This is a genomic window from Larsenimonas rhizosphaerae (assembly GCF_023700005.1).
Lineage (GTDB): Bacteria > Pseudomonadota > Gammaproteobacteria > Pseudomonadales > Halomonadaceae > Larsenimonas > Larsenimonas rhizosphaerae.
This window is the reverse complement of the sequence record NZ_JAMLJK010000002.1, coordinates 308,270-332,268: the sequence shown is the minus strand read 5'-3', so window position 1 is coordinate 332,268 and position 23,999 is coordinate 308,270. Positions and strand designations below refer to the sequence as shown.

Sequence of the window (23,999 nt, the reverse complement as noted above, 5' to 3'; positions counted from 1 at the left end):
CAAACCTACCTTGTTGAATAACAATGTCGTCGTTCACTGTCGCCGGCGCCCTCTGTCGTCGGCATCTGACTTTAGTATAAGACGATGAATGCAGTACGACGACAAGCGACCCAGTGTCGCATCCAATTAAAGCTAATCAATAAAAAACTCAAATGAAAAACAATATCAAATGACTTGAAAACACATTTGCACCGGATTATCCTTGTGTGCGGGTTGATTACCCGGCTCACACGGATTCAGGTCCGATGGGCACCTCCTCATCAAGCTAGTCACGGTCATTATCAGCGCCATTCCATGAATGGCGTTTTTTTATGTCCGGCCCCTGACCGTATCCTGCACGAACGATGCTGTCTGCAGGGTAGTGGCCCTACCGGGCAGGCAGAAAAACGCTCCATGCCGCAAGGCATGGAGCGTCATCAACTGCATCACGCGAACATGGTGCTTATCGGGAAACGTTGCCCCAGATGCTCGACAGCGAGTTTGTCAGTGAAGATGACACGCCAGACTGACTGAACCAGGCCAGCATGGCCGGGCCGAACTGATCGACCATGGACGCATCCATTCCAAGATTGGAGAACACGGCGCTCAGGGCATCCCGGTCACTGGCATTCGCGCTTGATGATGCATCCGCGGACAGGGGGGCCATCAGCTCCGACATGTCACCGGCACGGGCGCTGGCGAGCAGACCGGTCACCGCCGGCGCCTGATTGATAAGCTGGTTGAACTGGTCCGACGTCAACCTGTTGCGAGCCTGAGTCAACAGGGATGCCGCACCGCCGGCTGCCTGCACCGGAGACACATCCAGTTTCTGACTCAGAAAGGAGGTCATGGACGCCGCCTCTGCCAGATTGCCCTCCGTCGTGCCGGTCATGATCGATGCCAGACGCGCCGGAGACACCTCCGCTTCGGTGGTCAACTCGTGGCTGCCCCTGGACAGATCCATTCCTTCTTCGGCCGCCTTGTTCATGTCAAAGGCCATTGCCTGCGCTGCACTACCCAGTCCAAGGCAAATTACCAGTGTTCCTGCAATGCGTTTCATGAAGCTTCTCCTTTGGATCAAGTGTCGAAGGCACTCGAGTAGTAATGTTCATTCCCTCGAACCATTCTCATGAAGCATAGAAAACAACCTGGTATTTCGCCGCCTGTATCGCACGATCATCTCACCGGCGTATCTGACCTGATATCATGGGGGTCTGTGGCGCGTCATGTTCCATGCCCTGCGCTGCCCCGTCTGACACTCGACCGAGGTGCGTCTTGCCCACCCGTTCTGCCTCACGACTGACTGAAGGCTCCGTTGCCGGCTCGCTGCTCAAGCTGGCCATACCGATCGTACTGGCCAATATCCTCCAGTCAGCCTATCAGCTCATTGATGCCTTCTGGATCGGCCGGCTGGGAGGGGATGCCGTGGCTTCCGTCTCCATCAGTACACCATTGATCTTCCTGCTGTTCGCCATTGGCTCAGGGCTCAGCGTGGCCGGCTCCACACTGGTGGCGCAGTACAGCGGCGCCGGCCGCCAGCGTGACGTCAACCGGGTGGCCGGTCAGACACTGATCATGGTGGTCGTGGTTTCGCTGGCCCTGTCGCTGCTGGGTCATCTTCTGGCCCCCACCCTGCTGGACATGCTGGGGGTAGCCCCGCAGGTGCGCGAGGGGGCGCTGTCCTTTTTACGATACGCACTGTCCGGCGTGGTATTCACCTTCGGCTTTTCCATGTTTCAGGCCTTGATGCGCGGAATCGGCGATGTACGCATGCCACTTTATATCGTGGCCACGACAGTGGCGCTCAACAGCGTCCTGGATCCACTGTTCATTTTCGGTGCCGGGCCCATCCCGGCCATGGGCATTGCCGGAGCCGCACTGGTCACCCTGCTGACCCAGTGCCTTGCCTTCACGACCGGCGTGATACTGATGTGGCGCGGCTATCAGGGCATTCACCTGCAGTGGCATCACCTGAAACCAGACACGCTGCTGATTCGGCAGGCCCTGAGACTGGGCATTCCCTCGTCGATCGAGCTGTCGGCACGCGCGCTGGCCATGAACGTGATGGTTGTGCTGGTGACCGGGTTCGGCGCCACCGTGACCGCGGCATATGGCGTAGGCATGAATGTACTGGGCTTTATCGTGATTCCGGCGCTGGGCTTGTCCATGTCCACGGCAGCCGTCGTGGGACAGAACATTGGTGCAGGCCAGCTTGAGCGGGCACGTCATGTCGCCAGACTCAGTGGGATCATTGCGTTCGCAGGCCTCTCGGCAGTAGGACTGGCCGTATTTCTGGGTGCGCCAGCACTGGTCGGATTTTTTGTTCCCTCGGACCCGCAGGTCATCGAACACGGCGCACGGTTTTTGCGTACGGTATCGCTGACCTTTGGCTTCATGGGGTTACAGATGGCATTGACCGGCGCCTTCCGGGCCGCGGGAAAGACCACGGCGGCCATGATATTGACCCTGATTTCCCAGTGGCTGCTGCAGTTCCCGCTGGCACTGGTATTATCCCGAGATGCGCTGCTGGGCAGCGACGGGCTGTGGTGGACATTTCCGGTCACCAACGTAGTGATTGCCCTGATCACGCTGGTCTGGTTTTCACGCGGTACCTGGCTGGATGCTACGCTGACAGGCTCTGCCGAAGAGACGCCCGCCACCCTGACACCCCCGCGACCCGCCAACGTTCGATCATGATTCCGTGTGTATTATCTGTTTTCAGCCTGGAGATTCCTGTTCCATGAACCAGCACCAGTATGGCCGCATCATGGCTGCCATTGATGACGCCCACGCCTGCGATCCACGCCAGGACAAGGCCTCAGACACCCCTTATGAGCTGGCCTATGCACGCCGTATGAGTGAGTGGCTTGAACGCGTTGCACCTGACGCCGATGCCGAGCTTCGAATTGCTGCCCGCGCCCAGCATTTTCGCCGCTGGGAAAGTCCGCGCGAAGACTATCCGATGACCCGTCCCGGCTACCATGCCTGGCGTACGGACCTTCAAAAACGCCAGGCCAGTCTGGTCGCCGAACTACTGTCGGAAGAAGGTGTAACGGCAGATGAGATCGGGCGAATCAGTGCATTGATCCTGAAGCAGAACATCAAGACCAACCCCGAGATGCAGGCGCTGGAAGATACCATCGCACTGGCCTTTCTGGACCATTACGTCGAGGCCTTTGCCGAGGAACACGATGACGACAAGCTTGGACGCATTCTGGCCAGAACCTGGGCCAAGATGTCAGCGCATGGCCATCAGCTGGCCGGCACCCTGACCTTCTCCCCCAGGCTTTCACGCATCATGGCCGAGGCCTTGCCCGCCGCCGACTAGAACCGGTCAGCCGAGGCCGCCGACCAGCAGGCCGACCACGCTTCGGGGCGCTCGCTGTCATCAAGCAGCTGCCCCGGGGCCGGACAGGGGCCTATGATATCGCTCCAGGGTCTGGCCGGCGCAAACTGGGTGCGGTGCTGAACCATCGCCGGCGTCAGCTCCTTCGGCGACGATAACCCCATCGCGCCGACCATATTGAAAAACGACGCCACGGTGGCTTCGTGATACCGGGTCACGCGTTTGGACTTGTCTTCTACATCCAGCGCCCGAGAGCGGCGAGGATCCTGAGTCGCTACGCCGGTCGGACACTGATTGGTATGACAGCGACGCGACTGAATGCACCCGACCGCAAACATGAAGGGACGTGCGGCATGGCAGATATCAGCCCCGAGGGCGTGCTTGACCACCATGTCATAGCCCAGTGCCACCTTGCCGCTGGCAATCACCCGAATCTGATCCCGCAGCCCACAGCCTGTCAGCGCCTGATGTACAAAGGGCAGTGCTTCATTGATATAAAGACCAAGGCTGTCGGAAAACTCTGTCGGTGCGGCCCCGGTTCCTCCCTCGGCCCCGTCCACGGTAATGAAATCGGGGAGGATACCGGTATCGAGCATGGCCTTGCAGATACTCAGAAACTCGCTTCGCTGCCCGATGCACAGCTTGAACCCCGTCGGCTTGCCGCCGCTCAGCTCACGCAGCCTTGCAACAAATTCAAGCAGCCCCCCGGGCGTTGAAAACTCCGGGTGCGATGCGGGGGACTCACAGTCCTGTCCTGCCTCGATCCGCCGCGTTTCAGCAATCTCGTCGTTGACCTTGGCGCCGGGCAATAATCCGCCATGAGACGGCTTGGCCCCCTGGGACAGCTTGACCTCGATCATCCTGACCTGATCACTACAGGCCTTCTCCTTGAACAGATCCGGGTCAAACCGGCCCTCCTTCGTGCGACAGCCAAAATAACCGGTACCCAGCTGCCAGATCAGATCGCCTCCATGGCGTTCATGGTAGGGGCTGATGGCCCCCTCTCCAGTGTCATGAGCAAAGCCGCCGGCCCTGGCACCCTTGTTCATTGCCAGAATGGCATTGCCCGACAGTGCTCCGAAACTCATGCCGGAGATATTGAATATGGAAGAATTGTAGGGTTTGGTGCATTGCGCCCCACCGACCACGACTCGACCAAAGGCGCTGTCCACATTTTTCGGTGCCAGGGAGTGCATCGAGTAGTCATACCCGGCGGCATCGATATCCCTGAGCGTACCAAAGGGCATCGCGTCTGATCCGCCGGCAGCGCGGTGGTTGATCAGTTCGCGCTGCTCTCGATTGAAGGGCCGGCCACTGGAATCGGATTCAAAGAAATACTGGCGCAACTCGGGCCGCACAAACTCCATCAAATACCTTAAATGGCCGATGACCGGATAATTGCTCAACACACTGTGGTGGCAGCGAAGATCATATATGCCGAGTGCAGCCACCCCCAGCCAGACCACCCACAGCACATTCCAGGCCGGATGAAAAAGGCCCGTTATCGCAAGACCGATAAAGGACACGGCCAGCGCAATGAAAAAATGACGTTGATACATGGCATTCCCCTGGAGCACGTTGGATTCTTGACTGACACTTAAGGTAGCCTCACGCGCATCGCCTTGCATGGATCACGTGATAAAAAAAGCCCCGCACAAGGGCGGGGCCATACCAGAGGAGTCGACAGTCATCAGTGACCGGCGGCTGATGAGGGCTGCGGCAGGGCCGGCAGCTTCTCATGCAGCATACTGACGCTCTGCTGGTAGTACTTCTGACTTTTCGCCGGCTCACCCATGCTGGAATAAAGGCGGGCAAGTTCAGCGCAGACAGTACTGCCTGGATGGACACGATAGCTTGACTCGAAGTACTCCTGCGCCTTGCCCCAGTAGGCATTGCGGAGGGACAAACGCCCCAGGGTAAGCATCAGGTCAGGGTCCTGTGGCCGCTCTTCGGCCCATTTCTCGGCGTGCTGGAGCTGACGGCTGGCGTCCACATCCAGCAGGCCGTAACGCAGGATCAGAGCGGAATGCCACTGCTCCTTCAGCGTCTGACGCAGCAGGCGCTCGGCCTGGTTTTCTTCGCCGGCCTTGTAAAGCGATTCGACATACATCAAGACCATGTCCGGATCATTGCGCAGTGTATCGGGCATTTCATCCCACAACTGGCGCACCTCATCCAGCCGACGGTAATCCCCCGAGGCATCACGAAGCGAGGACATGTAGGCATTACGCTCAAGAAGCACTCGCTCTTCATCGGTCATCAGATTGTGGCGCTCAAGGCGCGGCAGCAGACGACGCAGATTATCCCAGTCACCGACACCCACGTACGCCTGCTTGAGCATCTTGAGTACCTGGGGATGCTCCGGCAGCTGTTTTTCAAGACGGGTCAGTGTGGCAACGGCCTGTTCGTTCTGTTCTCGGTCCAGCATCAACTGTGCATGCACCAGGGAAACGGCAGTATCAGACCCTTCCGTACTGTGATGAGCCTTTTTCAGCAGTGTTTCGGACTGGTCGTACCGTCCCTGGTAATGAGCGGCAAGCGCTGCGGACAGGTAGTTCACCATCGGTGCAGAGGAGTCATCGGCAGCACGCGTCAGGGATTTTTCCGCCTTTTTCCAGCGTCCCTCGGCAAGATCAACCAGGCCCTTTACCGTGCGGTCCATGGCCTGACGATTACGTGTGCGATGATTCCAGCGCTTTATCCGGCCAACCGGGCGGCGCAGCTGCAGCAACAGGCGCAGTACCATGTAGAAGACCAGGAAGGCGACCAGCACAAGGATCAGCCCAAACCAGAAGGACGTCTGGACTGACGTATCACCGACACGTACAAGAAAATAACCTGGCGTCGACAGCATCAACTGACCCAGCAGCGCACCTACTGCCAGCCCGATGACGATGAAGAGAATCAGTTTTCTCATTCGACCGCTCCTTGCTGGTCATAGCGCCGCTGCATGATGTCACGCAGTGTATTGAGTGAGCCGCTGACATCGGGCAGGTCAGGGCGAATGGTTTCATTGGCCAGCTCATCAAGGCGAGACAGCGCCGTACGCACACGGTCATCATCGGTCTTGTAGTAGGCCTTCACCATGTCACGTGCCCGGCTGATGCCCTGCTGATACACCTGCGGCTGCCCCTTGAGCAGTGCCAGTTGCGCCTGCTCGAGCATCAGGCGGACGTTCTGACGCAGATAACCTTCCTGGGACGGCGTGATCAGTGCTTCAAGCGCTTCATCATGATGACGTACCGTCACCAGATCCTTGAGCTGATTCCCAAGCCGTGCCAGCTGGTCACGCCAGTCACCGCCGTAGAATGAACCGTCATCCACCTTCGCAGACAGGGCCTGAGTATCCTGAGCCAGCGGCAGCGTCTGGAACTGCTCTGCCTCGGCAGCCAGCGCCAGATAAAGACCCGTTTCATCCACGCTGGGCACCGCATCGAGTGCCGCCATGCCGGAACGAATCTGACGACGCACCGGGGTAAAGGCGGGGTTGTCTGCCTGCTGGAGGCGCTCATCAGCACTTTTCAGCAGGGCATAGGCGCCGCTGACATCACGCTCGAGCTGGAGGCGCTGATTGGCAAGACGAAGCAGATACTCGACTTCTGCATAGAGCCACTCGCGGGAGTCGGTTTGCTGTGATGCACTCAGTTCATCAAGCACCTTGTCCTGTGTGGCGCTCGCTTCCTTGAGGGAATTCTGAAGCTCATCAATTTTCTTCTGCTGTGCCGACAGGCGCCGCGTCAGCGTTTCATCCTGCTGCGGGATCTGCTGCTCAAGCGTTGCAACCGTCTGTTTCTGCTGCATCAGCTGCCAGCCACCCCAGCCCATGGCGGCAAGAACAATCAACAACAGGATAATCAGCACGACCATGAGGGCCTTGCTGCCCTTTCCGGAAGACGACGTACCGTGGCCACCACCATTGCTGCCACTGCCGCTGCCTTTTCCCGTACCGCGCGGAGGCGTGTTGGCTCCGCTGGCTCCGGGGCGGGATGAGGATTTGGACGACGTGCCTGTCCCGGCACTGGCGGAAGCGGCCGCACCGGATGCTGAGGCCGTGGTATCAGACCCGGAGGTGCCCGAGACCTTGTCGCTCCTGTCCTCGGGCGAAGCAGGGCCTGCCGTATCCGGCGCCCGGGCAGGCGGGGTCGACGCAGACGAGCCGTCGGGCCGAGAGGAAGCGGTGTTGTCGTCTTTGTCGTGTTCTTGCTTGCTCATGTATCACTAGCCTTTATCAAGGTTAGAAGGCGCTACAAGCGCGGGCCACGGCTGCGCTCAATGCATTCGGGGAGGCGTCTCCGGCCACCATGACGGTATCAAATCCGTGCGTGTAAGCCAGTGTAGCCAATCGCTCGCTGGAAACGACCAGCGGGCGTGAAAACGTTTGCCTGTCACACCATACCAGAAGATGCTCAAGCTGTTCCGCGCTGGTCAATACCAGTGCAGAAAAGCGCCCTTCCGACAGCAGGTGCTGGTGCGTCAGCTCGGGCTCATGAAGCTGACGCCGGTAAAGTGCCAGTGTATCGACACTCGCGCCGCGCTGCATCAGCGTTTCGTGCAGAAGTGGGCGCCCGCCCTGACCACCGGCCAGCAGAATACGGTGACCGCTGACATTATCAGCCGCCAGGGTAGGCAATGCCAACAATGCCTCACTGGCACTGCCACTGCCCATGGGCGGAAAGGACACGTCCACCGACAGCCCGTCGGCCAGGACATCGGCGGTGCTGGTACCGGTTGCCAGATACTCGATACCGACCGGCAGCTGAGGCCAGACTGCCTCGATCTGCTCGACCAGGCACTGCGCGGCGAAGGGGCTCGTGCAGATCACCTGGCGATAAAGATCCAGATCCAGCAGGCGGCGCCGGATGGCGCCCTCCTCGTCGTCCAGGGGGGACAATGACATGATATTGAGCTGCTCGATCGCATGCCCGTCAGCCCGAAGCGCAGCATCCAGCGCTTCGGCGCGCGCTCCCGGACGCGCAATGACCACCGGCAGATCAGCGCGTGCCATAAACATCTTCCAGAATCGCACCAGCCCCCTGGGCCAGCAGCGCATCAGCGACCTGAACGCCCAGCGCCTCAGGTGCCTCTGCCGGGCCACGGGCCTGGGCACGCAGCACCTGTGAGCCGTCCGGCGCGCCCACCAGCCCACGCAGCCACAGGGTCTGTCCTTCATCTTCCAGCAGGGCAAAGCCGCCGATTGGTACCTGACACCCGCCTTCGAGATGCGTATTCATCGCACGTTCGGCAAGCACACAGCTAGTCGTTGGTGCATCGACAAGCGGCGCAATCAGGGCACGAACCTGATCATCCGCCAGACGACATTCGATTCCCAGCGCACCCTGGCCACAGGCCGGCAGGAGCTGCTCTGGCACGAACTCGCTGGTAATGCGCCCTTCCAGCCCCACCCGCTGCAAGCCGGAAGTCGCCAGTACGATGGCATTGAACTCTCCGCTATCGAGTTTGGACAGTCGCGTCTGCACATTGCCCCGCAGACTTTCAATGACAAGGTCCGGGCGCAGTGACTTGATCTGCAGCCCGCGCCGAAGGCTGGACGTCCCCACGCAGGCCCCCAGCGGCAGGGCCTCAAGCTCCGACACTTCATTGGAAACAAACGCATCGGTGGGTGCACCGCGGTCCATGATGACCGCAAGGCCCAGCCCTTCCGGGAAATGCATCGGGACATCCTTCATGGAATGCACTGCGATATCGGCGCGGCCGTCCATCATGGCCTCTTCAAGCTCCTTGACGAACAAGGCCTTGCCACCGATTTTTGCCAGCGGCGTGTCCAGGATCTTGTCCCCCCGGGTTGAAAGTGCCACCAGCTCTACCAGAAGCCCGGGGTGCAGCGCCTCCAGCCGCGCCTTGACGTGTTCCGCCTGCCACAGGGCCAGCGGGCTTTTGCGGGTAGCAATACGCAGATGAGATAGCGGCATGTCAGACACAGGGACTCCAGAGTCGGTAATCAAGCAGGACGACTATCATAAAGCACCCTCCGCCTGCTAAAAACCACCACACGGTTCAACGTTGCCCGAAGGGCAGAGCCTGACCACGGAGTCTGATACACTCGAACGCATCCGGTGCGACTCGGCCGTCGCGCTCTGTCACTTGTCATTATCAGGAATATTCAGCCGCCATGACTCAACAGACCAATCAGTCCTGGGGCGGACGCTTCAGTGAACCCACTGACGCGTTTGTCGCTGCATTTACTGCCTCCATCGGGTTTGACCAGCGCCTGTACCATCACGATATTCGCGGCTCGATCGCTCACGCCACCATGCTGGCCCGGGTTGGCGTACTGACCGATGATGAGCGCGACGCCATCGTTGAAGGGCTGAACGATATCGAACGCGATATCGAGGCCGGCAACATCGAATGGTCCGTGGAACTTGAAGACATCCACATGAACATCGAAGCCCGGCTGACCGACAAGATTGGAATCACCGGCAAGAAACTGCATACCGGCCGCTCTCGCAACGACCAGATCGCCACGGATATTCGCCTTTACCTGCGCGATGAAATCGATGCCATCGGCAGCGAGCTAGGTCGCCTGCGTGAAGGCATGATCGAACTGGCGGACCGTCACGCTGACACCATCATGCCAGGCTTTACACACCTGCAGACCGCGCAGCCCGTCACCTTCGGTCATCATGTTCTGGCGTGGCAGGAAATGATCACTCGCGACCACGAGCGACTGATGGACTGCCGTCGCCGCGTCAATATCCTGCCTCTTGGCGCGGCTGCGCTGGCTGGCACCACCTACCCGATCGACCGTCACGTCACGGCTGAGCTGCTCGGTTTTGATCGTCCGGCCGAAAACTCTCTCGATGCGGTCAGTGATCGTGATTTCGCCATCGAATTTACAAGCTTTGCCAGCATCCTGCTGATGCACATGTCCCGCATCAGTGAAGAGCTGGTGCTGTGGTCCAGCGCTCAGTTTGACTTCATCGATCTGCCGGACCGGTTCTGCACCGGCTCCTCCATCATGCCGCAGAAGAAAAACCCGGACGTGCCTGAACTGGTACGCGGCAAGACCGGGCGTGTCTACGGCCACCTGATGAGCCTGCTGACCCTGATGAAATCCCAGCCACTGGCCTATAACAAGGACAATCAGGAAGACAAGGAACCCCTGTTCGACAGCGTCGATACGGTCAAGGGATGCCTGCGCGCCTTCGCTGACATGATCCCGGCCATCGAGCCGAAGAAGACCTCCATGTACGAGGCGGCCCGCAAGGGGTTCTCGACGGCCACCGATCTGGCTGATTATCTTGTCCGCGCCGGTGTCGCCTTTCGGGATGCTCATGAGATCGTGGGCACCTCGGTCGCCTACGGCATCAAACAGGGCAAGGACCTGTCCGACATGACACTGGAAGAACTCCGACAGTTCTCCAGCGATATTCATGAAGATGTCTTTGACGTGCTGACGCTGGAAGGCTCTGTAGCAGCCCGAAATCATATCGGCGGCACCGCGCCTCATCAGGTTCGCGCCAGCGCCCAGCGCGCCCGGGATGCGCTGAAGGCAGCCCATGCAGGAGGTGCACAATGACACGCCTCATTCCCCTGTTGCTGGCCACCCTGGTATTGGCCGGGTGTGGTCAAAAAGGTCCGCTTTACATGCCAAACGATGAGCAGGCCGCCGAGAAATACGACCCGCAGCATGCCTATGAGCAGCAGTCCGAGCCAGCGCAGGCCGATGACCAGCCGGCCGACAGCGGTAATGACACCCGCGGCAATGCCGATGGCGATACCACAGCAGCCCCTGCGGAGGCCCGACAATGAGCGCATTTGACTATCGGGGAGGTCGGCTTTTTGCGGAGTCCGTCGCCCTTGAGGATGTGGCCGACCAGGTCGGCACCCCCTGCTACGTGTATTCCCGCGCCGCACTGACCGCCCATTTCAAGGGCTATCAGGACCCTCTGGCAGGCCGGGCACACCTGATCTGCTACGCCGTCAAAAGCAATTCGAACCTGGCCGTGCTTGATGTACTGGCCCGCCTCGGTGCGGGATTCGATATCGTTTCCGCCGGGGAACTCGAGCGTGTTCTGGCCGCCGGCGGCGACCCTTCTCGTATCGTCTTCTCGGGCGTTGCCAAGCAGGCCGAGGAAATGGCCCGCGCGCTGGAGGTTGGCATCAAGTGCTTCAATGTCGAATCCACTGCCGAGCTTGAGCGACTCAACGAAGTAGCCGGCAACATGGGCAGGATTGCCCCGGTGTCGCTGCGGGTCAATCCGGACGTCGATGCCGGCACGCATCCCTACATTTCCACCGGCCTCAAGGACAACAAGTTCGGTATCGCGATCGATCATGCCCTTGAGACCTATCAGCGTGCCCAGGCACTGCCATACGTACAGCCAATCGGGCTCGATTGCCATATCGGCTCCCAACTGACCGATATCGCCCCCTTTATTGATGCGCTGGACCGGCTGAAGGTGCTGATGGCCACCCTGGCCGAGCACGGCATCATGCTCAAGCACCTTGATCTTGGTGGCGGTCTGGGCGTGAACTATCAGGGAGAAACACCACCGGCCACGGCGGATTACATCAATGCCCTGCTCGAGCATCTGGACGACGATACTCTGGAGCTGATTTTCGAACCCGGCCGCTCCATCGCGGCCAACGCTGGCGTCATGCTGACTCGGGTCGAATACCTCAAGCCCGGTGAAACCAGGCACTTTGCCATTGTTGATGCAGGCATGAATGACCTGATCCGCCCGTCGCTCTATCAGGCGTGGCAGGGCATAGTGCCGGTCGACACACGCACGCCTCGCGACAGCCAGACCTATGACGTGGTGGGCCCGGTGTGCGAATCCGGCGACTTCCTCGGCAAGGACCGCACGCTGGCCATTGCTGAAGGTGACCTGCTGGCCGTCCAGTCTGCCGGTGCCTATGGGTTTGCCATGGCATCCAATTACAATGCGCGTCCCCGGCCCGCCGAAGTAATGGTGGATGGCGATGCGATGTATCTGATCCGCGAGCGGGAAACCCTTGAGGAGCTGTGGGCCGGTGAAAGCCTTCTGCCGGAGGAGCAGGCCTGATGCTGTTGCGGTTCTGGAAAATGCATGGTCTGGGCAACGACTTCATGGTCGTTGACTTGGTGACCCAGCGCGCTCGCCTGCCCGCCCAGAAGATCAGCGAGTGGGCCAATCGACATACCGGCATCGGCTTTGATCAGTTGCTGCTGGTCGAGCCACCCACGCATCCGGACATGGATTTTCGCTACCGCATCTTCAACGCCGATGGCAGCGAAGTGGAAAACTGCGGTAACGGTGCGCGCTGTTTTGCCCGGTTTGTGGTCGATAACCAGCTGACCGCCAAGCGTGATATCCGCGTCGAAACCGCGGGCGGGCCAATGTTGCTGAGTCTGACTGATGATGCCCGGGTTCGGGTCGACATGGGTCCGCCTCGGCTGGCCCCGGCCGAGATTCCCTTTCATGCCGAGATGCAGTCACTGAGCTACGAGGTGGAAACCGAGCAGGGCACCGTATCGCTGAGCGCAATCTCGATGGGCAATCCTCATGCCGTAGTCATGGTCGACAGCGTGGATACTGCACCAGTGACCACACTGGGGCCGCTGCTTGAGCGCCACCACCGCTTTCCACGGCGTGTAAATGTCGGCTTTCTGGAAGTGCTTTCCACTCAACATGCCCGACTGAGGGTCTTTGAGCGGGGCGTCGGTGAAACCCGCGCCTGTGGCACGGGGGCCTGTGCGGCAGCGGTTGCCGGTATTCAACAGGGAGTGCTCGAGAGCCCGGTCAATATCGATCTGCCCGGCGGACAACTGACACTTGAATGGGCCGGTGAAGGCCATAGCGTCATCATGACCGGACCTGCCGAGCGCGTTTTTGAAGGACGCATCCCTCTTTAGGAGACCCCATGCCGGACATGCTCACGGCAGCGCAGGTAGCCGCCTGGCTGGAAACGCATCCTGATTTTTTCGAGACACGGGAAGCGCTGCTTGATCAGCTTGATCTTCCACATCCGGTCCACGGCCACGCCGTACCGATACGGGAATATCAACTGGCCAGACTACAGCAGCGCGAGCAACAAAGCAGTGCCGGCCTTTCAAGCTTTTGCGTCGGAACACGCCAGGATCAGGGCCGCCAGCAACGGCTCAGGATGCTGGTGCTGACCCTGCTGGAAGCTGAATCACCCGACGCGCTTGGTCAGCAACTGGCAATGCACCTGGCGGAGCTGTTCAATAGCGAAGCCACCGCCCTGTGGCGGCCACACTGCTCCAGCGCCCCCTGCTACCCTCCCAGCCACGCGGCTAACCTGGTGATCTCTCAGCGGTTCAGAAGCCTTCTGACAGATGGCCCGGTCCAGCGACTCACCCTCACGACTCAGCAGGCTCGTCTACTACTGCCTGGCGCACCCGAAGGGCCGGCCAGGGTGCTGTTGATGTCACTGCCACTGGGCGCAGAAGATGGCTGGCTGCTATGCCTTGATACCGACCGGCTTGACCGTTCAGGCTTCGGGTTTATTGGCGACATTACCGCACGACTGCTGACCCGGATGCTTTCATGACCGCAGACCTTCATTCCCTGTGTACTGACTGGCTTGAACAGCTGGCTCATCGGCATAGCCCGGCGACCGTGGCGGCCTACAGGCAGGACCTGCAGGCCCTCGTCAAGGGGCTTGAAGAGGAAGGCCTTGAACAGTGGTCCGCACTGACCACCACTCACCTGCGTCGTTTCCTTGGGCGTGAGCGTACACGTGGCCTGTCGCCTCGAAGCCTGGCGCGGCGTCTGGCAACCCTGCGCGGCTTTTGTGACAGTCTGGTTGATCAGCAGTTACTGGCCAGCAACCCTGCCCGCCTGCTGGATGCTCCGCGCGCAAAACGCCCGCTGCCAAGACCGGTGGATATCGATCTTCTGAGCCATTTTCTGGACACACCGGTGGATGAGAATGATCCTCTGGCCTGCCGCGACCAGGCCATGGTCGAGCTTTTCTATTCATCCGGCCTTCGTCTGGCAGAACTCACCGGGCTGGATGTGAATCATCTGGAAGCCACTCGATTGCGCGTTCGTGGCAAGGGCAACAAGCCGCGCCAACTGCCACTGGGGCAGCGAGCCCGCCAGGCACTGGACTGCTGGCTGGTTCATCGTGCCCTGCTGGCCGAGGATAAACAGACTGCGCTGTTTGTCGGCCGCCATGGCACCCGACTGAGCCCTCGCAGCGTGCAGCTGCGCCTGGCCCGACTGGCCGTCGAGCGGGGCCTGCCGGAACACCTGCACCCGCACCGGCTTCGCCACAGCTTCGCCAGCCATCTGCTGGAATCCAGCCAGGACCTGCGCGGTGTGCAGGAACTGCTGGGGCATGCCCATTTGTCGACGACCCAGATTTATACGCGGCTTGACTGGCAGCACCTGACTGACGTTTATGACAAGACGCACCCGCGGGCACGCAAACGCCCGACCAAAAAGGAAACGTGACCATGCTGAAAGCCATTACCTTCGATCTTGATGACACGCTGTGGGACAACGGCCCGGTCATGGCCCGCACCGAACAGGTTCACTACGACTGGCTCGATCAGCAGGCACATCATGCCGAGCGCTTTCCGCTCTCCGAGTATGTCGCTCGCCGCGAAGCCATGGCACAGCGCTATCCCCTGCGCCGGGGCGATTTCACCTTTCTGCGCCATGAGGCGCTGTTGTCGATACTTCAGGATCACGGGCTGCCCGATCATGACGCCCGCAGGCTGGTCGCGGAGACGATCGACTACATGCTGACATTACGCCATGAGGTGACACTGTATGATGAGTCGCTGCCCCTGCTCGAAACACTGGCAGAAAACTACCGACTTGGCGCCATAACCAATGGCAATGTAGATGTGCGCCGAGTCGTGGATGCCACGCTGTTTGACGTTGTGATCAATGCCGGAGAAATACACGCCCCCAAGCCGGATGCACGCGCCTTTCTTGCCGCGCTGGCCCGCATGAGGGCAACAGCAGGCGAGTCACTTCATGTCGGTGATTCATGGAAGGAAGATGCACTGCCGGCGTTGAGGCTTGGCATGAACGTGGCCTGGATCGACCGACGCGGCAGTGGGTCACCGATCGAGCATCCTCGGCTGCACCGGTTGGCGCATGTACGGGAACTGCCGTATGTGATCGAGGCTCTGACGCAGTAATTCACCGGATCGTGGTTATCGATGACTTGTTATCAGCAGGAACCTGGCTGACACTTGTACACTACATATCTACTTTCCTGCTGGTTCGAGGTACTGATGCGCCTGCTTCCGTTGACCGGTTTACTGTTGATCGTCAGCGCGCTTGGCATTGCTCTGGCACTAGTGCTGGTGCGTGCCGATCGCGCGTCGCAGCCGGACGCGCTGCATGTCAACTATCCGCGCCAGCCGGCTCCTCACCTGACCCTGCACCCTTCTTACAGGCAAGCCGAGACACCGTCGACTCCTGCACCACTGACGGCTCGACATGGCCAGGATGAGCCTGCCGCCCTGTTCAACCAGGAAGGCAACGCAGCGACGTATCGCTACCCTGCCACGGGTCGTACCTACGTGTTCTAGGTCAGCTCAGTCTTCGCTGGCCAGCCAGCGATCCAGCGTAGCGGAAAGCGTTTCAACACCGTCCTTCTTAAGGGCGGAAAACAGCTGTACGCTCACCAGATCCTCCCATTCCCTGAGGGCATGCCGCACCTTCTGCAGGCTGGCCGCCGCGGGGCCGCGCTTCAACTTGTCTGCCTTGGTCAACAGGATGTGAACGGGCATGTCTGCCTTGTCTGCCCAGGACAGCATCATCTGATCAAATTCGGTGAGCGGATGGCGTACGTCCATCAGCAGCACCAGCCCCTTGAGGGAACTGCGACGCTGAAGATAATCCGACAGATGGCGCTGCCACTCCAGCTTTACCTTCTCCGGCACCTTGGCGTATCCATAGCCAGGCAGGTCGACCAGCCGAAGCGTGACATCCTCATTCAGCGCAAAGAAGTTGATCAGCTGGGTACGCCCTGGTGTCCTGGACGTTCTCGCCAGTGCACGCTGCTGCGTCAAGGTATTGATGGCACTGGATTTACCGGCATTTGATCGCCCGGCAAACGCGACCTCCGCGCCAGTATCCTCCAGGCACAGGGCCAGGGTCGGGGCACTGTGCACAAAGCGGGCCTGACGATAATTGATGGACGTGGAGGGCATGAACAGGATCCTGCAGAAGATGGTCAACAAGGCTAAGCCAGACGTATGCCGGCCAGTATACCAGCAAGGACCGGATAACGGGGCAGGATCCATCTCGCACCGAAGAGACTTCCCGGGTAGGATAATTCGGGTCGGGAGGAACTTGTCATATCTCTTCCCGCTCTAAACAAGGTTTATTGTCCCTACTAACGGAGCTCCACGGATGATCAAAAAGCTGCTGACCCTGGTGTTCGGCCTGACGCTGGCCTCGATGGCCTTCGCCGCTCAGCCTGTCGCCGGAAAGGATTACAAGGTGCTCGACGAACCGGTTCCAACCGATCTCCCGGCCGGCAAGATCGACGTCACGGAAGTATTCTGGTTCGGATGCCCGCACTGTTATGCCCTGAACCCCGCGCTTGAAAAATGGGTTGCCCATCAAAAGGATGACGTCAACTTCGAGCTGCTTCCCGCCACCATGGGCCGTACATGGGTTCGTCATGCCACAGCCTATTATGCGGCCGAAGAGCTTGGCATCGAGAAAAAAATGCACGATGACTTCTTTGATGCTATCCATAAGGACGGCAGGCAGCTGACGGATGACGGTGAAATTGCCGACTTCTTTACCCATTACGGGGTCAGCAGGGAAGCCGCGCTGAAAGCGCTGAATTCCTTTGGCGTTAAAAGCGAGATTAACGAAGCGCACGCCAAAATGCGCGCATACAAGCTGATGGGCGTTCCGGCACTGGTCATTAACGGTAAATACGTCATCACTCCCAACAGTGCGGGCGGCCTGGACAACATGATGGTTGTCGCCTCATCACTGATCGACGACATCCGAAACGGCGAGACTCCATGATGGAAGGCAGTGCTTCAGACGACAGACAGCGTCTGCGTCTGTTGACGTTCAACCTGCAGGTAGGCATCCATACGCATGCCTACCGCCATTACCTGACGCGCAGCTGGCAGCACCTCCTGCCACATCCGACGCGTCAGAAGCGGCTCGATTTCATCAGCGACGTGCTGAAGGATTATGACGTGGTGGCACTGCAGGAAGTGGACGGCGGCAGCTTTCGCTCCGGCCATATCAACCAGACCGAGTATCTGGCCAAAAAGGCCGGCTTTGATTACTGCTGCCATCAGTTGAATCGCAATTTCGGTCATATGGCAAAGCACAGCAACGGTGTGTTGAGCCAGCGCCCCATGACACGGGTGGAAAACCACCGGCTACCCGGCCCCCCGGGTCGCGGTGCCATCCATGTGACCTTCGGTCATGGCGAACACGCACTGCATGTCTTCGCCGTGCACCTTGCACTGGGACAGCGCACCCGCGACCGTCAGCTGGATTACCTGAGCACCTTGATCGAGCCGGTAAGGCATGTCGTGCTGCTGGGGGACCTGAACTGCACGCTTGAGCAGCTCAAGCCCCATACGCGATTCTGTAGCGCCATGGATCTGTCACCGGGCAAGGCACTGTTGAGTTATCCAGCCTGGCAACCCAAACGGGCACTGGATCACATTCTTGTTTCGAAAAGCCTGGAAACTGCCAATGTGCAGGTTCTGGATCAGCTGTTTTCGGACCACCTGCCGCTGGCTATCGACATCATCCTACCGGATGCCTGCTCTCGAGCATTGGCCCACATGCCGGAACAGGAAGACCCCAGCATCGTGCTTCCTACCTGACACTGCCTTGATTCTGATTCACTGACTCATAAAAAACCCCGCTTGCGCGGGGTTTTTTATGGGCTTCAAGACAGGGCTCATGAACGCATGTCATCAAAGAATTTCTTCACACCATCAAAGAAGCCACTCTTGCGTGGAGAATGACGGCTACCGGTATCCTCCAGGCTGGCCTGGAACCCGCGCAGCAGCTCCTTCTGGTCTTCATTCAGATTGACAGGGGTTTCAAGCACTACCTTGCAGATCAGGTCACCCGGAGAGCCACCGCGTACCGGCTTGACTCCCTTGCCGCGCAGCCGGAACAGCTTGCCGGTCTGGGTTTCAGCCGGAATCTTGAGTTTCACACGCCCTTCAAGCGTGGGCACTTCAAGCTCACCGCCAAGCGTTGCATCCACGAAGCTGATCGGCACGTCGCAGAACAGGTCACGACCATCACGTTCGAAGATATCGTGCGCCTTGATCGACACCTGAACATACAGATCACCTGCCGGGCCGCCATTGACGCCCCCTTCCCCTTCGCCATTCAGGCGAATGCGATCGCCGGTATCAACACCTGGCGGAATCCGGACAGACAGGGTGCGTGTTTCCTTGACGCGCCCTTCTCCATGACACTTGCGGCAGGGAGTCTCGACGATCTCACCTCGACCGTGACATGTCGGACACGCCTGCTGAACGGCAAAGAAGCCCTGCTGCATTCGTACCTGACCGATGCCATTACAGGTGGAGCAGGATTTCTTGCTGGTCCCCGGCTCGGCGCCATCGCCGTGGCAATGGCCACACTCGGACAGGCGTGGAACGCGAATATCCACATTGGTACCGGCTACCGCTTCCTCGAGTTCGATCTCGAGGTTGTAACGCAGGTCACTGCCACGCTGCGGAGCGTTCGGATTACGGCGGCCACCGCCGGCTCCTCCGAAGATATCGCCGAAGACATCACCAAAGATGTCGCCAAAACCTCCGGCGCCACCACCCCCGAAGCCGCCACCACCGGCCTGACCATCCACACCGGCATGCCCGAACTGGTCATAGGCCGCACGCTTTTCACTGTCAGTCAGTACTTCATAGGCGTCGGAAACTTCGCGAAATTTCTCGGCCGCGGTATTGTCGTCCGGATTTCGGTCTGGATGGTATTTCTGGGCAAGTCGGCGATAAGCCTTCTTGATTTCCTTCTGGTCGGCGCTGCGGTCGACGCCCAGCACCTCGTAATAATCACGTTTGGACATGAAGCATCGGCCCTCCGGAACCATGGTTCAAACACAACGACGCGGGAGTCGTGATGGCTCCCGCGCCGGTGTTACGAGAACGGACTCGCCTTACTGTTTTTTCTGATCGTCGTTGACTTCTTCATACTCGGCGTCAACTACGTCATCGTCCGCTTTCTGGCTTTTACCGGAAGTGCCCGCCTCGGCATTACCTTCAGCACCTTCCTGCTCGGCATACATTTTCTGTGCCAGGGTACCGGACGCTTCAGTCAACGCATCAAGCTTGGCCTGAATTGCTTCGGCATCGTCACCCTTCAGGGCTTCTTCAAGCTCGGTAATCGCGGTTTCAATCGCCTGACGCTCTTCGTCAGTTGCCTTGTCACCGGACTCTTCCAGCGTCTTGCGAGACGCGTGGATCATACCGTCCGCCTGGTTACGAAGCTGGACAAGCTCTTCGAACTTCTTGTCTTCTGCTTCGTGCTGCTCTGCATCCCGGACCATCTGATCGATTTCCTCGTCAGACAGACCACCGGAAGACTTGATGACGATCGACTGTTCCTTGCCGGTTGCCTTGTCCTTCGCCGTGATGTTCAGGATGCCGTTGGCATCAAGATCAAAGGCTACTTCGATCTGCGGAACGCCACGCTGTGCCGGCGGGATATCGGACAGATCGAACCGACCCAGTGACTTGTTCTGGGCAGCCTGTTTGCGCTCACCCTGCAGCGCATGAATCGTGACCGCGGTCTGATTGTCTTCAGCCGTAGAGAAGGTCTGAGTCTTCTTCGTCGGAATCGTGGTGTTCTTCTCGATCAGCGGTGTCATGACACCACCCATCGTTTCGATACCCAGCGTCAGCGGCGTCACGTCCAGCAGCAGCACGTCCTTGACGTCACCGCCCAGAACACCGCCCTGAATGGCCGCGCCCATGGCGACAGCTTCGTCCGGGTTGACGTCCTTGCGCGCTTCCTTGCCAAAGAACTCGGCGACCTTGCTCTGAACCATCGGCATGCGCGTCTGGCCACCGACCAGAATGACATCATCGATCTCGCTGTTGGAGAGACCGGCATCCTGCATGGCTGTTTTACACGGCGCGAGAGAGCGCTGAACCAGATCTTCGACAATGGATTCGAGCTTGGCACGCGTCACCTTGACCGCCAGGTGCTTCGGACCTGTATTGTCAGCAGTGATATACGGCAGATTGACTTCGGTCTGCTGCGCGGAAGACAGCTCGATCTTGGCCTTTTCAGCAGCTTCCTTCAGACGCTGCATCGCCAGGCTGTCGCCAGACAGGTCGATACCGGAATCGGATTTGAACTGAGCGACAAGATAGTCGATCAACTTCATGTCGAAGTCTTCGCCACCCAGGAAGGTATCACCGTTGGTAGCCAGAACTTCAAACTGCGTTTCACCGTCAACATCAGCGACTTCGATAATGGAAATATCGAAGGTACCGCCACCCAGGTCATAGACCGCAATAGTCTTGTCGCCACGGGCGTTATCCATACCGTAGGCCAGCGCTGCCGCTGTCGGCTCATTGATGATGCGCTTGACTTCAAGCCCGGCAATACGGCCGGCATCCTTGGTCGCCTGACGCTGAGAATCGTTGAAGTAGGCCGGCACGGTAATGACTGCTTCGGTAACTTCCTCGCCCAGGTAATCCTCGGCGGTCTTTTTCATTTTCTTCAGGACTTCCGCACTGATCTGCGGGGGGGCCATCTTCTTGTCGTTGACCTGAACCCAGGCATCGCCATTATCGGCTTCAACGATGGAATACGGCACCATCTTGATGTCCTTTTGAACAACATCATCCTTGAACTTGCGGCCGATCAGACGCTTGACCGCGTACAGGGTGTTGTTCGGGTTGGTCACGGCCTGGCGCTTGGCCGCCTGACCTACCAGTGTTTCGCCATCATCGGCATAGGCGATGATGGAGGGCGTGGTACGAGTACCTTCCGCGTTTTCGATAACCTTGGTCTTGTCGCCGTCGAGTACAGCAACACAGGAGTTGGTTGTACCAAGGTCAATACCAATTATGCGTCCCATGTATCCACCTCAAAGCTGATTCGTTTCTATCATGTGCGGTCATTGCCGCGCGTCTGTTTGCGTATATGGGGCCAGGATTTGCCCTTTCAAGGGCCTTTTTCCTATTCAGCGGCCTTGCTGACCACAACCATTGCCGGACGGACCAGGCGGCCGTTGAGCAGATACCCTTTCTGCATGACATCAATCACGGTATTCGGCTCTACATCAGGGTTCGGCACCATGGTCATGGCTTCATGGTATTGCGGGTCGAACGGTTCGCCGTGGGGGTCGAGCTGTTCAACACCGAACCGAGCCAGAGCATCCACCTGCATTTTCAACGTCATCGAGACACCTTCGCGATGTGTCTCGGAAGCATCTTCCTGCATGCTTTCAAGCGCCTTTTCAAGGCTGTCGACAACCGGCAGGAGCTCTTTCACGAACTTTTCGAGTGCAAACTTGCGAGCCTTCTCGACTTCCTGGTCGGAGCGGCGGCGAACATTCTGCGCTTCGGCAGCGGCACGCAGGGATTTTTCTTCAGACGCCTTCAACTGGTCCTCAAGCTCGGCAACGCGTGCGGCGAGAACATCAGCTTCCGGGTCTATATCCTGCCCCTCCAGTTCACCATCGATCGGCTCAAGGGCCTCTTCCTCGATCGTTTCACCTGTCAGCGGCGACTGCTCATCCTCCATGCGCTGCGGCTCGGCATCACGCTCGGCACGCTGCATCTCTTCATCAATGGATGTTCTGGACTTGTCGGTCATGCGTCCTCCTTCGTGCATGGCAATACGTAATACGGGCTGATAACGGCTTGGTGCATAGATGGGGCAGCCCGGTGATAATCTCAAGGCCCAGGAGCAATGAATGCGCGCTTTTCCCTCAAGTAGAGGATTGAATACGGCCTAGAACCACTGTATAAAAAGCCATAGTGTGATTTTCAACAGGATCTGCTCATGTTGTCGCAACTGTCCATACGTCACTACGCCATCGTTGAACACCTCGAGCTCGAGTTTCATCAGGGCATGACAGCCATCACTGGCGAAACCGGAGCCGGGAAGTCCATCCTGCTTGGCGCCCTGTCGCTGTGCCTGGGTGAACGCGCTGATGCCGGCAGCATTCGCCATGGCGCCGCCCAGGCCGATATCAGTGCACGTTTTGATATTCGTGAACTGCCTGCAGCCGCTGCCTGGCTTGCCGAACGCAATCTCGATACCGAAGACTGCCTGCTGCGCCGTGTGGTCACGGCTTCCGGCCGCTCGAAAGCATGGATCAACGGCAGTGCCAGCACGGCCGCGGACCTGAAGGCGCTAAGCGAGTTATTGATCGAAGTACACGGTCAGCATGCCCATCACTCGTTGCTGCGAGAAGAAACACACCTTCATCTGGTGGATGAATTGGCAGATCACCAGGCGGAAGTGACCGAGCTAAGGCAGATGTATCGTCAGTGGCAGGCCCTTCGCCGAGATATACGTCATCGTCGCGATAATGGTGCCGAACGCGATGCGCGCAGCCAGTTACTGCGCTATCAGGTGGACGAGCTTGACCAACTGGCCCTGGCAGATGGAGAGCTGGCACAGCTCGAATCCGAGCAGACAGAGCTTGCTCACGCCGACCAGTTGCTGCAGACCGCCCAGAGTGCCATCGACGACTGCGCGATGGAGGACAGGGGTGCCCTGTCGCGCCTGGCCAGTGCTGTTCAGCAACTAGGCAGCCTGCCCACGGAGCAACAGCAACGCTTCAAAAGCGCGCTGGCCATGATGGAAGATGCGCGTATTCAGCTGGAAGAAGCCGTCAGCGAACTTTCCTGGCATCATGCTCACATCGACCTTGACCCCTCACGCCTTCAACTGGTCGAAGAACGGCTGGGAAGCGTCCATGGCATTGCACGCAAGCACTATATTGCCCCCGAGGAACTGGTAGCACTGCATCAGCGACTGGCCGATGAGCTGGAGCAGCTGGAAGGGGGAGATGACACCATTGCAGCACTGGAAGAGCAGGCGGAAGCACTTCGCCATCAATGGCGTGAACTGGCTGGCAGTATCTCGGCACGTCGTATGGAAAGTGCCCGGATCATGGCCGAACGTGTACAGGAGCAGCTTCGCTTTCTAGGTATGGAAAAGGCGCGTTTTACCGTAGAGGTAGTGCCACGTGAAACACCTCAACCGGAAGGCCTTGACCAGATTCAGTTCATGATGAGTGCCAACCCCGGTCAGCCTTCACGCCCGTTGCACAAGGTCGCCTCAGGCGGTGAGCTGTCACGCATCAGTCTTGCCATCCAGGTTGTTACCGCACAATTGAGCCCCACTTCAACGCTGGTTTTCGACGAAGTTGATGTAGGAATCTCGGGCGCGACTGCCGAAATTGTCGGGCAGCTTCTCCAGCAGCTTGGCCATGGCGGCCAGGTATTGTGTGTAACCCACCTGCCACAGGTCGCCGCTCAGGCTCACCAGCATCTTCATATAGAAAAACAGACTGGCGATAGCGATACCCGCACGTCGATGCTGATCCTCGACCACAAGGGCCGCGTCAAGGAGCTGGCGCGCATGCTTGGCGGCATTCATCTGTCGCCTCAGACGCTGGCGCATGCTCGGGAAATGCTGAAAAGCGGTCAATCCAGGCAGCGTCATTAACCTCACAGCAGAGCATTGCTGTA

General features: G+C 59.0%; 22 protein-coding genes and 1 pseudogene. 13 read left to right on the top strand and 10 right to left on the bottom strand.

Translation table 11 applies throughout. The annotated features are described in order from the left end of the window. Positions 1-442: 442 nt before the first annotated feature. On the bottom strand, positions 443-1,039 hold the full coding sequence (locus NAT21_RS11665; RefSeq protein WP_250938611.1) for a DUF2780 domain-containing protein: 597 nt from the start codon (positions 1,037-1,039) through the stop codon (positions 443-445). A gap of 215 nt (positions 1,040-1,254) precedes the next feature. Here NAT21_RS11665 and NAT21_RS11660 point away from each other — a divergent pair, with 215 nt between their 5' ends. Continuing rightward, positions 1,255-2,676 carry an MATE family efflux transporter gene (locus tag NAT21_RS11660; protein WP_250938609.1) on the top strand — a complete coding sequence of 474 codons (1,422 nt, stop codon included), beginning with the start codon at positions 1,255-1,257 and terminating at the stop codon, positions 2,674-2,676. Between the two features lie 43 nt (positions 2,677-2,719). Continuing rightward, on the top strand, positions 2,720-3,307 hold the full coding sequence (locus NAT21_RS11655) for a DUF4202 domain-containing protein (protein WP_250938607.1): 588 nt from the start codon (positions 2,720-2,722) through the stop codon (positions 3,305-3,307). Here NAT21_RS11655 and NAT21_RS11650 read toward each other — a convergent pair. The 5 genes from NAT21_RS11650 to hemC form a co-directional block, all read right to left on the bottom strand. Beyond that, positions 3,304-4,884 (bottom strand): FMN-binding glutamate synthase family protein, encoded by a 1,581-nt coding sequence (locus NAT21_RS11650; RefSeq protein WP_250938605.1) that lies wholly within the window; start codon positions 4,882-4,884, stop codon positions 3,304-3,306. The two genes, NAT21_RS11655 and NAT21_RS11650, sit on opposite strands and share 4 nt — an antisense overlap. 131 nt (positions 4,885-5,015) lie before the next feature. Beyond that, positions 5,016-6,242 (bottom strand): heme biosynthesis HemY N-terminal domain-containing protein, encoded by a 1,227-nt coding sequence (locus NAT21_RS11645; RefSeq protein ID WP_250938603.1) that lies wholly within the window; start codon positions 6,240-6,242, stop codon positions 5,016-5,018. Then, positions 6,239-7,537, bottom strand: coding sequence for a uroporphyrinogen-III C-methyltransferase (locus NAT21_RS11640; protein WP_250938601.1), 1,299 nt, complete (start codon positions 7,535-7,537; stop codon positions 6,239-6,241). The genes NAT21_RS11645 and NAT21_RS11640 overlap by 4 nt, the downstream gene beginning before the upstream one ends. A gap of 22 nt (positions 7,538-7,559) precedes the next feature. After that, the gene (locus tag NAT21_RS11635; RefSeq protein ID WP_250938599.1) at positions 7,560-8,330 is read right to left on the bottom strand and encodes a uroporphyrinogen-III synthase; all 771 of its coding nucleotides are present in this window, start codon (positions 8,328-8,330) and stop codon (positions 7,560-7,562) included. Continuing rightward, entirely contained in the window at positions 8,317-9,255 is a 939-nt protein-coding gene (hemC, locus tag NAT21_RS11630; RefSeq protein ID WP_250938597.1) for a hydroxymethylbilane synthase, read from the bottom strand. The genes NAT21_RS11635 and hemC overlap by 14 nt, the downstream gene beginning before the upstream one ends. A gap of 200 nt (positions 9,256-9,455) precedes the next feature. Here hemC and argH point away from each other — a divergent pair, with 200 nt between their 5' ends. The 8 genes and pseudogenes from argH to NAT21_RS11590 all read left to right on the top strand — a co-directional run bounded on the left by argH (position 9,456) and on the right by NAT21_RS11590 (position 15,845). Then, complete coding sequence (argH, locus tag NAT21_RS11625; RefSeq protein WP_250938595.1) at positions 9,456-10,865, top strand: argininosuccinate lyase; 1,410 nt, start codon at positions 9,456-9,458, stop codon at positions 10,863-10,865. Further along, positions 10,862-10,963 (top strand): annotated as a pseudogene (gene lptM, locus NAT21_RS15605) (LPS translocon maturation chaperone LptM); the annotation flags it as partial. The gene argH and the pseudogene lptM, both read left to right, overlap by 4 nt. A 131-nt stretch (positions 10,964-11,094) precedes the next feature. Beyond that, entirely contained in the window at positions 11,095-12,354 is a 1,260-nt protein-coding gene (gene lysA / locus NAT21_RS11615; RefSeq protein ID WP_250938591.1) for a diaminopimelate decarboxylase, read from the top strand. Continuing rightward, on the top strand, positions 12,354-13,184 hold the full coding sequence (dapF, locus tag NAT21_RS11610) for a diaminopimelate epimerase (protein ID WP_250938589.1): 831 nt from the start codon (positions 12,354-12,356) through the stop codon (positions 13,182-13,184). Before lysA ends, dapF begins: the two co-directional genes overlap by 1 nt. A gap of 8 nt (positions 13,185-13,192) precedes the next feature. After that, positions 13,193-13,843 carry a DUF484 family protein gene (locus tag NAT21_RS11605; RefSeq protein WP_250938588.1) on the top strand — a complete coding sequence of 217 codons (651 nt, stop codon included), beginning with the start codon at positions 13,193-13,195 and terminating at the stop codon, positions 13,841-13,843. Beyond that, positions 13,840-14,751: a tyrosine recombinase XerC gene (locus NAT21_RS11600; RefSeq protein WP_250938586.1), complete on the top strand. Its 912-nt coding sequence runs from the start codon at positions 13,840-13,842 to the stop codon at positions 14,749-14,751. Before NAT21_RS11605 ends, NAT21_RS11600 begins: the two co-directional genes overlap by 4 nt. A gap of 2 nt (positions 14,752-14,753) precedes the next feature. Then, positions 14,754-15,449: an HAD family hydrolase gene (locus NAT21_RS11595; RefSeq protein WP_250938584.1), complete on the top strand. Its 696-nt coding sequence runs from the start codon at positions 14,754-14,756 to the stop codon at positions 15,447-15,449. 54 nt (positions 15,450-15,503) lie between these two features. After that, a complete protein-coding gene (locus NAT21_RS11590; RefSeq protein ID WP_250938582.1) occupies positions 15,504-15,845 on the top strand; it encodes a hypothetical protein in 342 nt (113 codons plus the stop codon). Positions 15,846-15,851: 6 nt separating this feature from the next. On the opposite strand, the gene yihA is transcribed toward NAT21_RS11590, so the two are convergent. Beyond that, positions 15,852-16,469: a ribosome biogenesis GTP-binding protein YihA/YsxC gene (gene yihA / locus NAT21_RS11585; RefSeq protein ID WP_250938580.1), complete on the bottom strand. Its 618-nt coding sequence runs from the start codon at positions 16,467-16,469 to the stop codon at positions 15,852-15,854. 202 nt (positions 16,470-16,671) lie between these two features. Between yihA and NAT21_RS11580 the strand changes: the two genes are divergently transcribed. Both NAT21_RS11580 and NAT21_RS11575 read left to right on the top strand, forming a co-directional pair. Beyond that, entirely contained in the window at positions 16,672-17,304 is a 633-nt protein-coding gene (locus NAT21_RS11580) for a thiol:disulfide interchange protein DsbA/DsbL (protein ID WP_250938578.1), read from the top strand. Continuing rightward, positions 17,301-18,128 carry an endonuclease/exonuclease/phosphatase family protein gene (locus NAT21_RS11575; protein ID WP_250938576.1) on the top strand — a complete coding sequence of 276 codons (828 nt, stop codon included), beginning with the start codon at positions 17,301-17,303 and terminating at the stop codon, positions 18,126-18,128. The genes NAT21_RS11580 and NAT21_RS11575 overlap by 4 nt, the downstream gene beginning before the upstream one ends. 77 nt (positions 18,129-18,205) lie before the next feature. Here the strand turns inward: NAT21_RS11575 and dnaJ are convergent, their stop codons facing one another. From dnaJ to grpE, 3 genes are all read right to left on the bottom strand, one after another. After that, positions 18,206-19,348 carry a molecular chaperone DnaJ gene (gene dnaJ / locus NAT21_RS11570; RefSeq protein WP_250938574.1) on the bottom strand — a complete coding sequence of 381 codons (1,143 nt, stop codon included), beginning with the start codon at positions 19,346-19,348 and terminating at the stop codon, positions 18,206-18,208. 90 nt (positions 19,349-19,438) lie between these two features. Next, a complete protein-coding gene (gene dnaK, locus NAT21_RS11565) occupies positions 19,439-21,370 on the bottom strand; it encodes a molecular chaperone DnaK (RefSeq protein WP_250938572.1) in 1,932 nt (643 codons plus the stop codon). A gap of 101 nt (positions 21,371-21,471) precedes the next feature. Further along, complete coding sequence (gene grpE / locus NAT21_RS11560; RefSeq protein WP_250938570.1) at positions 21,472-22,110, bottom strand: nucleotide exchange factor GrpE; 639 nt, start codon at positions 22,108-22,110, stop codon at positions 21,472-21,474. A gap of 189 nt (positions 22,111-22,299) precedes the next feature. On the opposite strand from grpE, the gene recN reads away from it, so the two are divergent. Next, positions 22,300-23,976: a DNA repair protein RecN gene (recN, locus tag NAT21_RS11555; protein ID WP_250938568.1), complete on the top strand. Its 1,677-nt coding sequence runs from the start codon at positions 22,300-22,302 to the stop codon at positions 23,974-23,976. Positions 23,977-23,999: the final 23 nt, after the last annotated feature.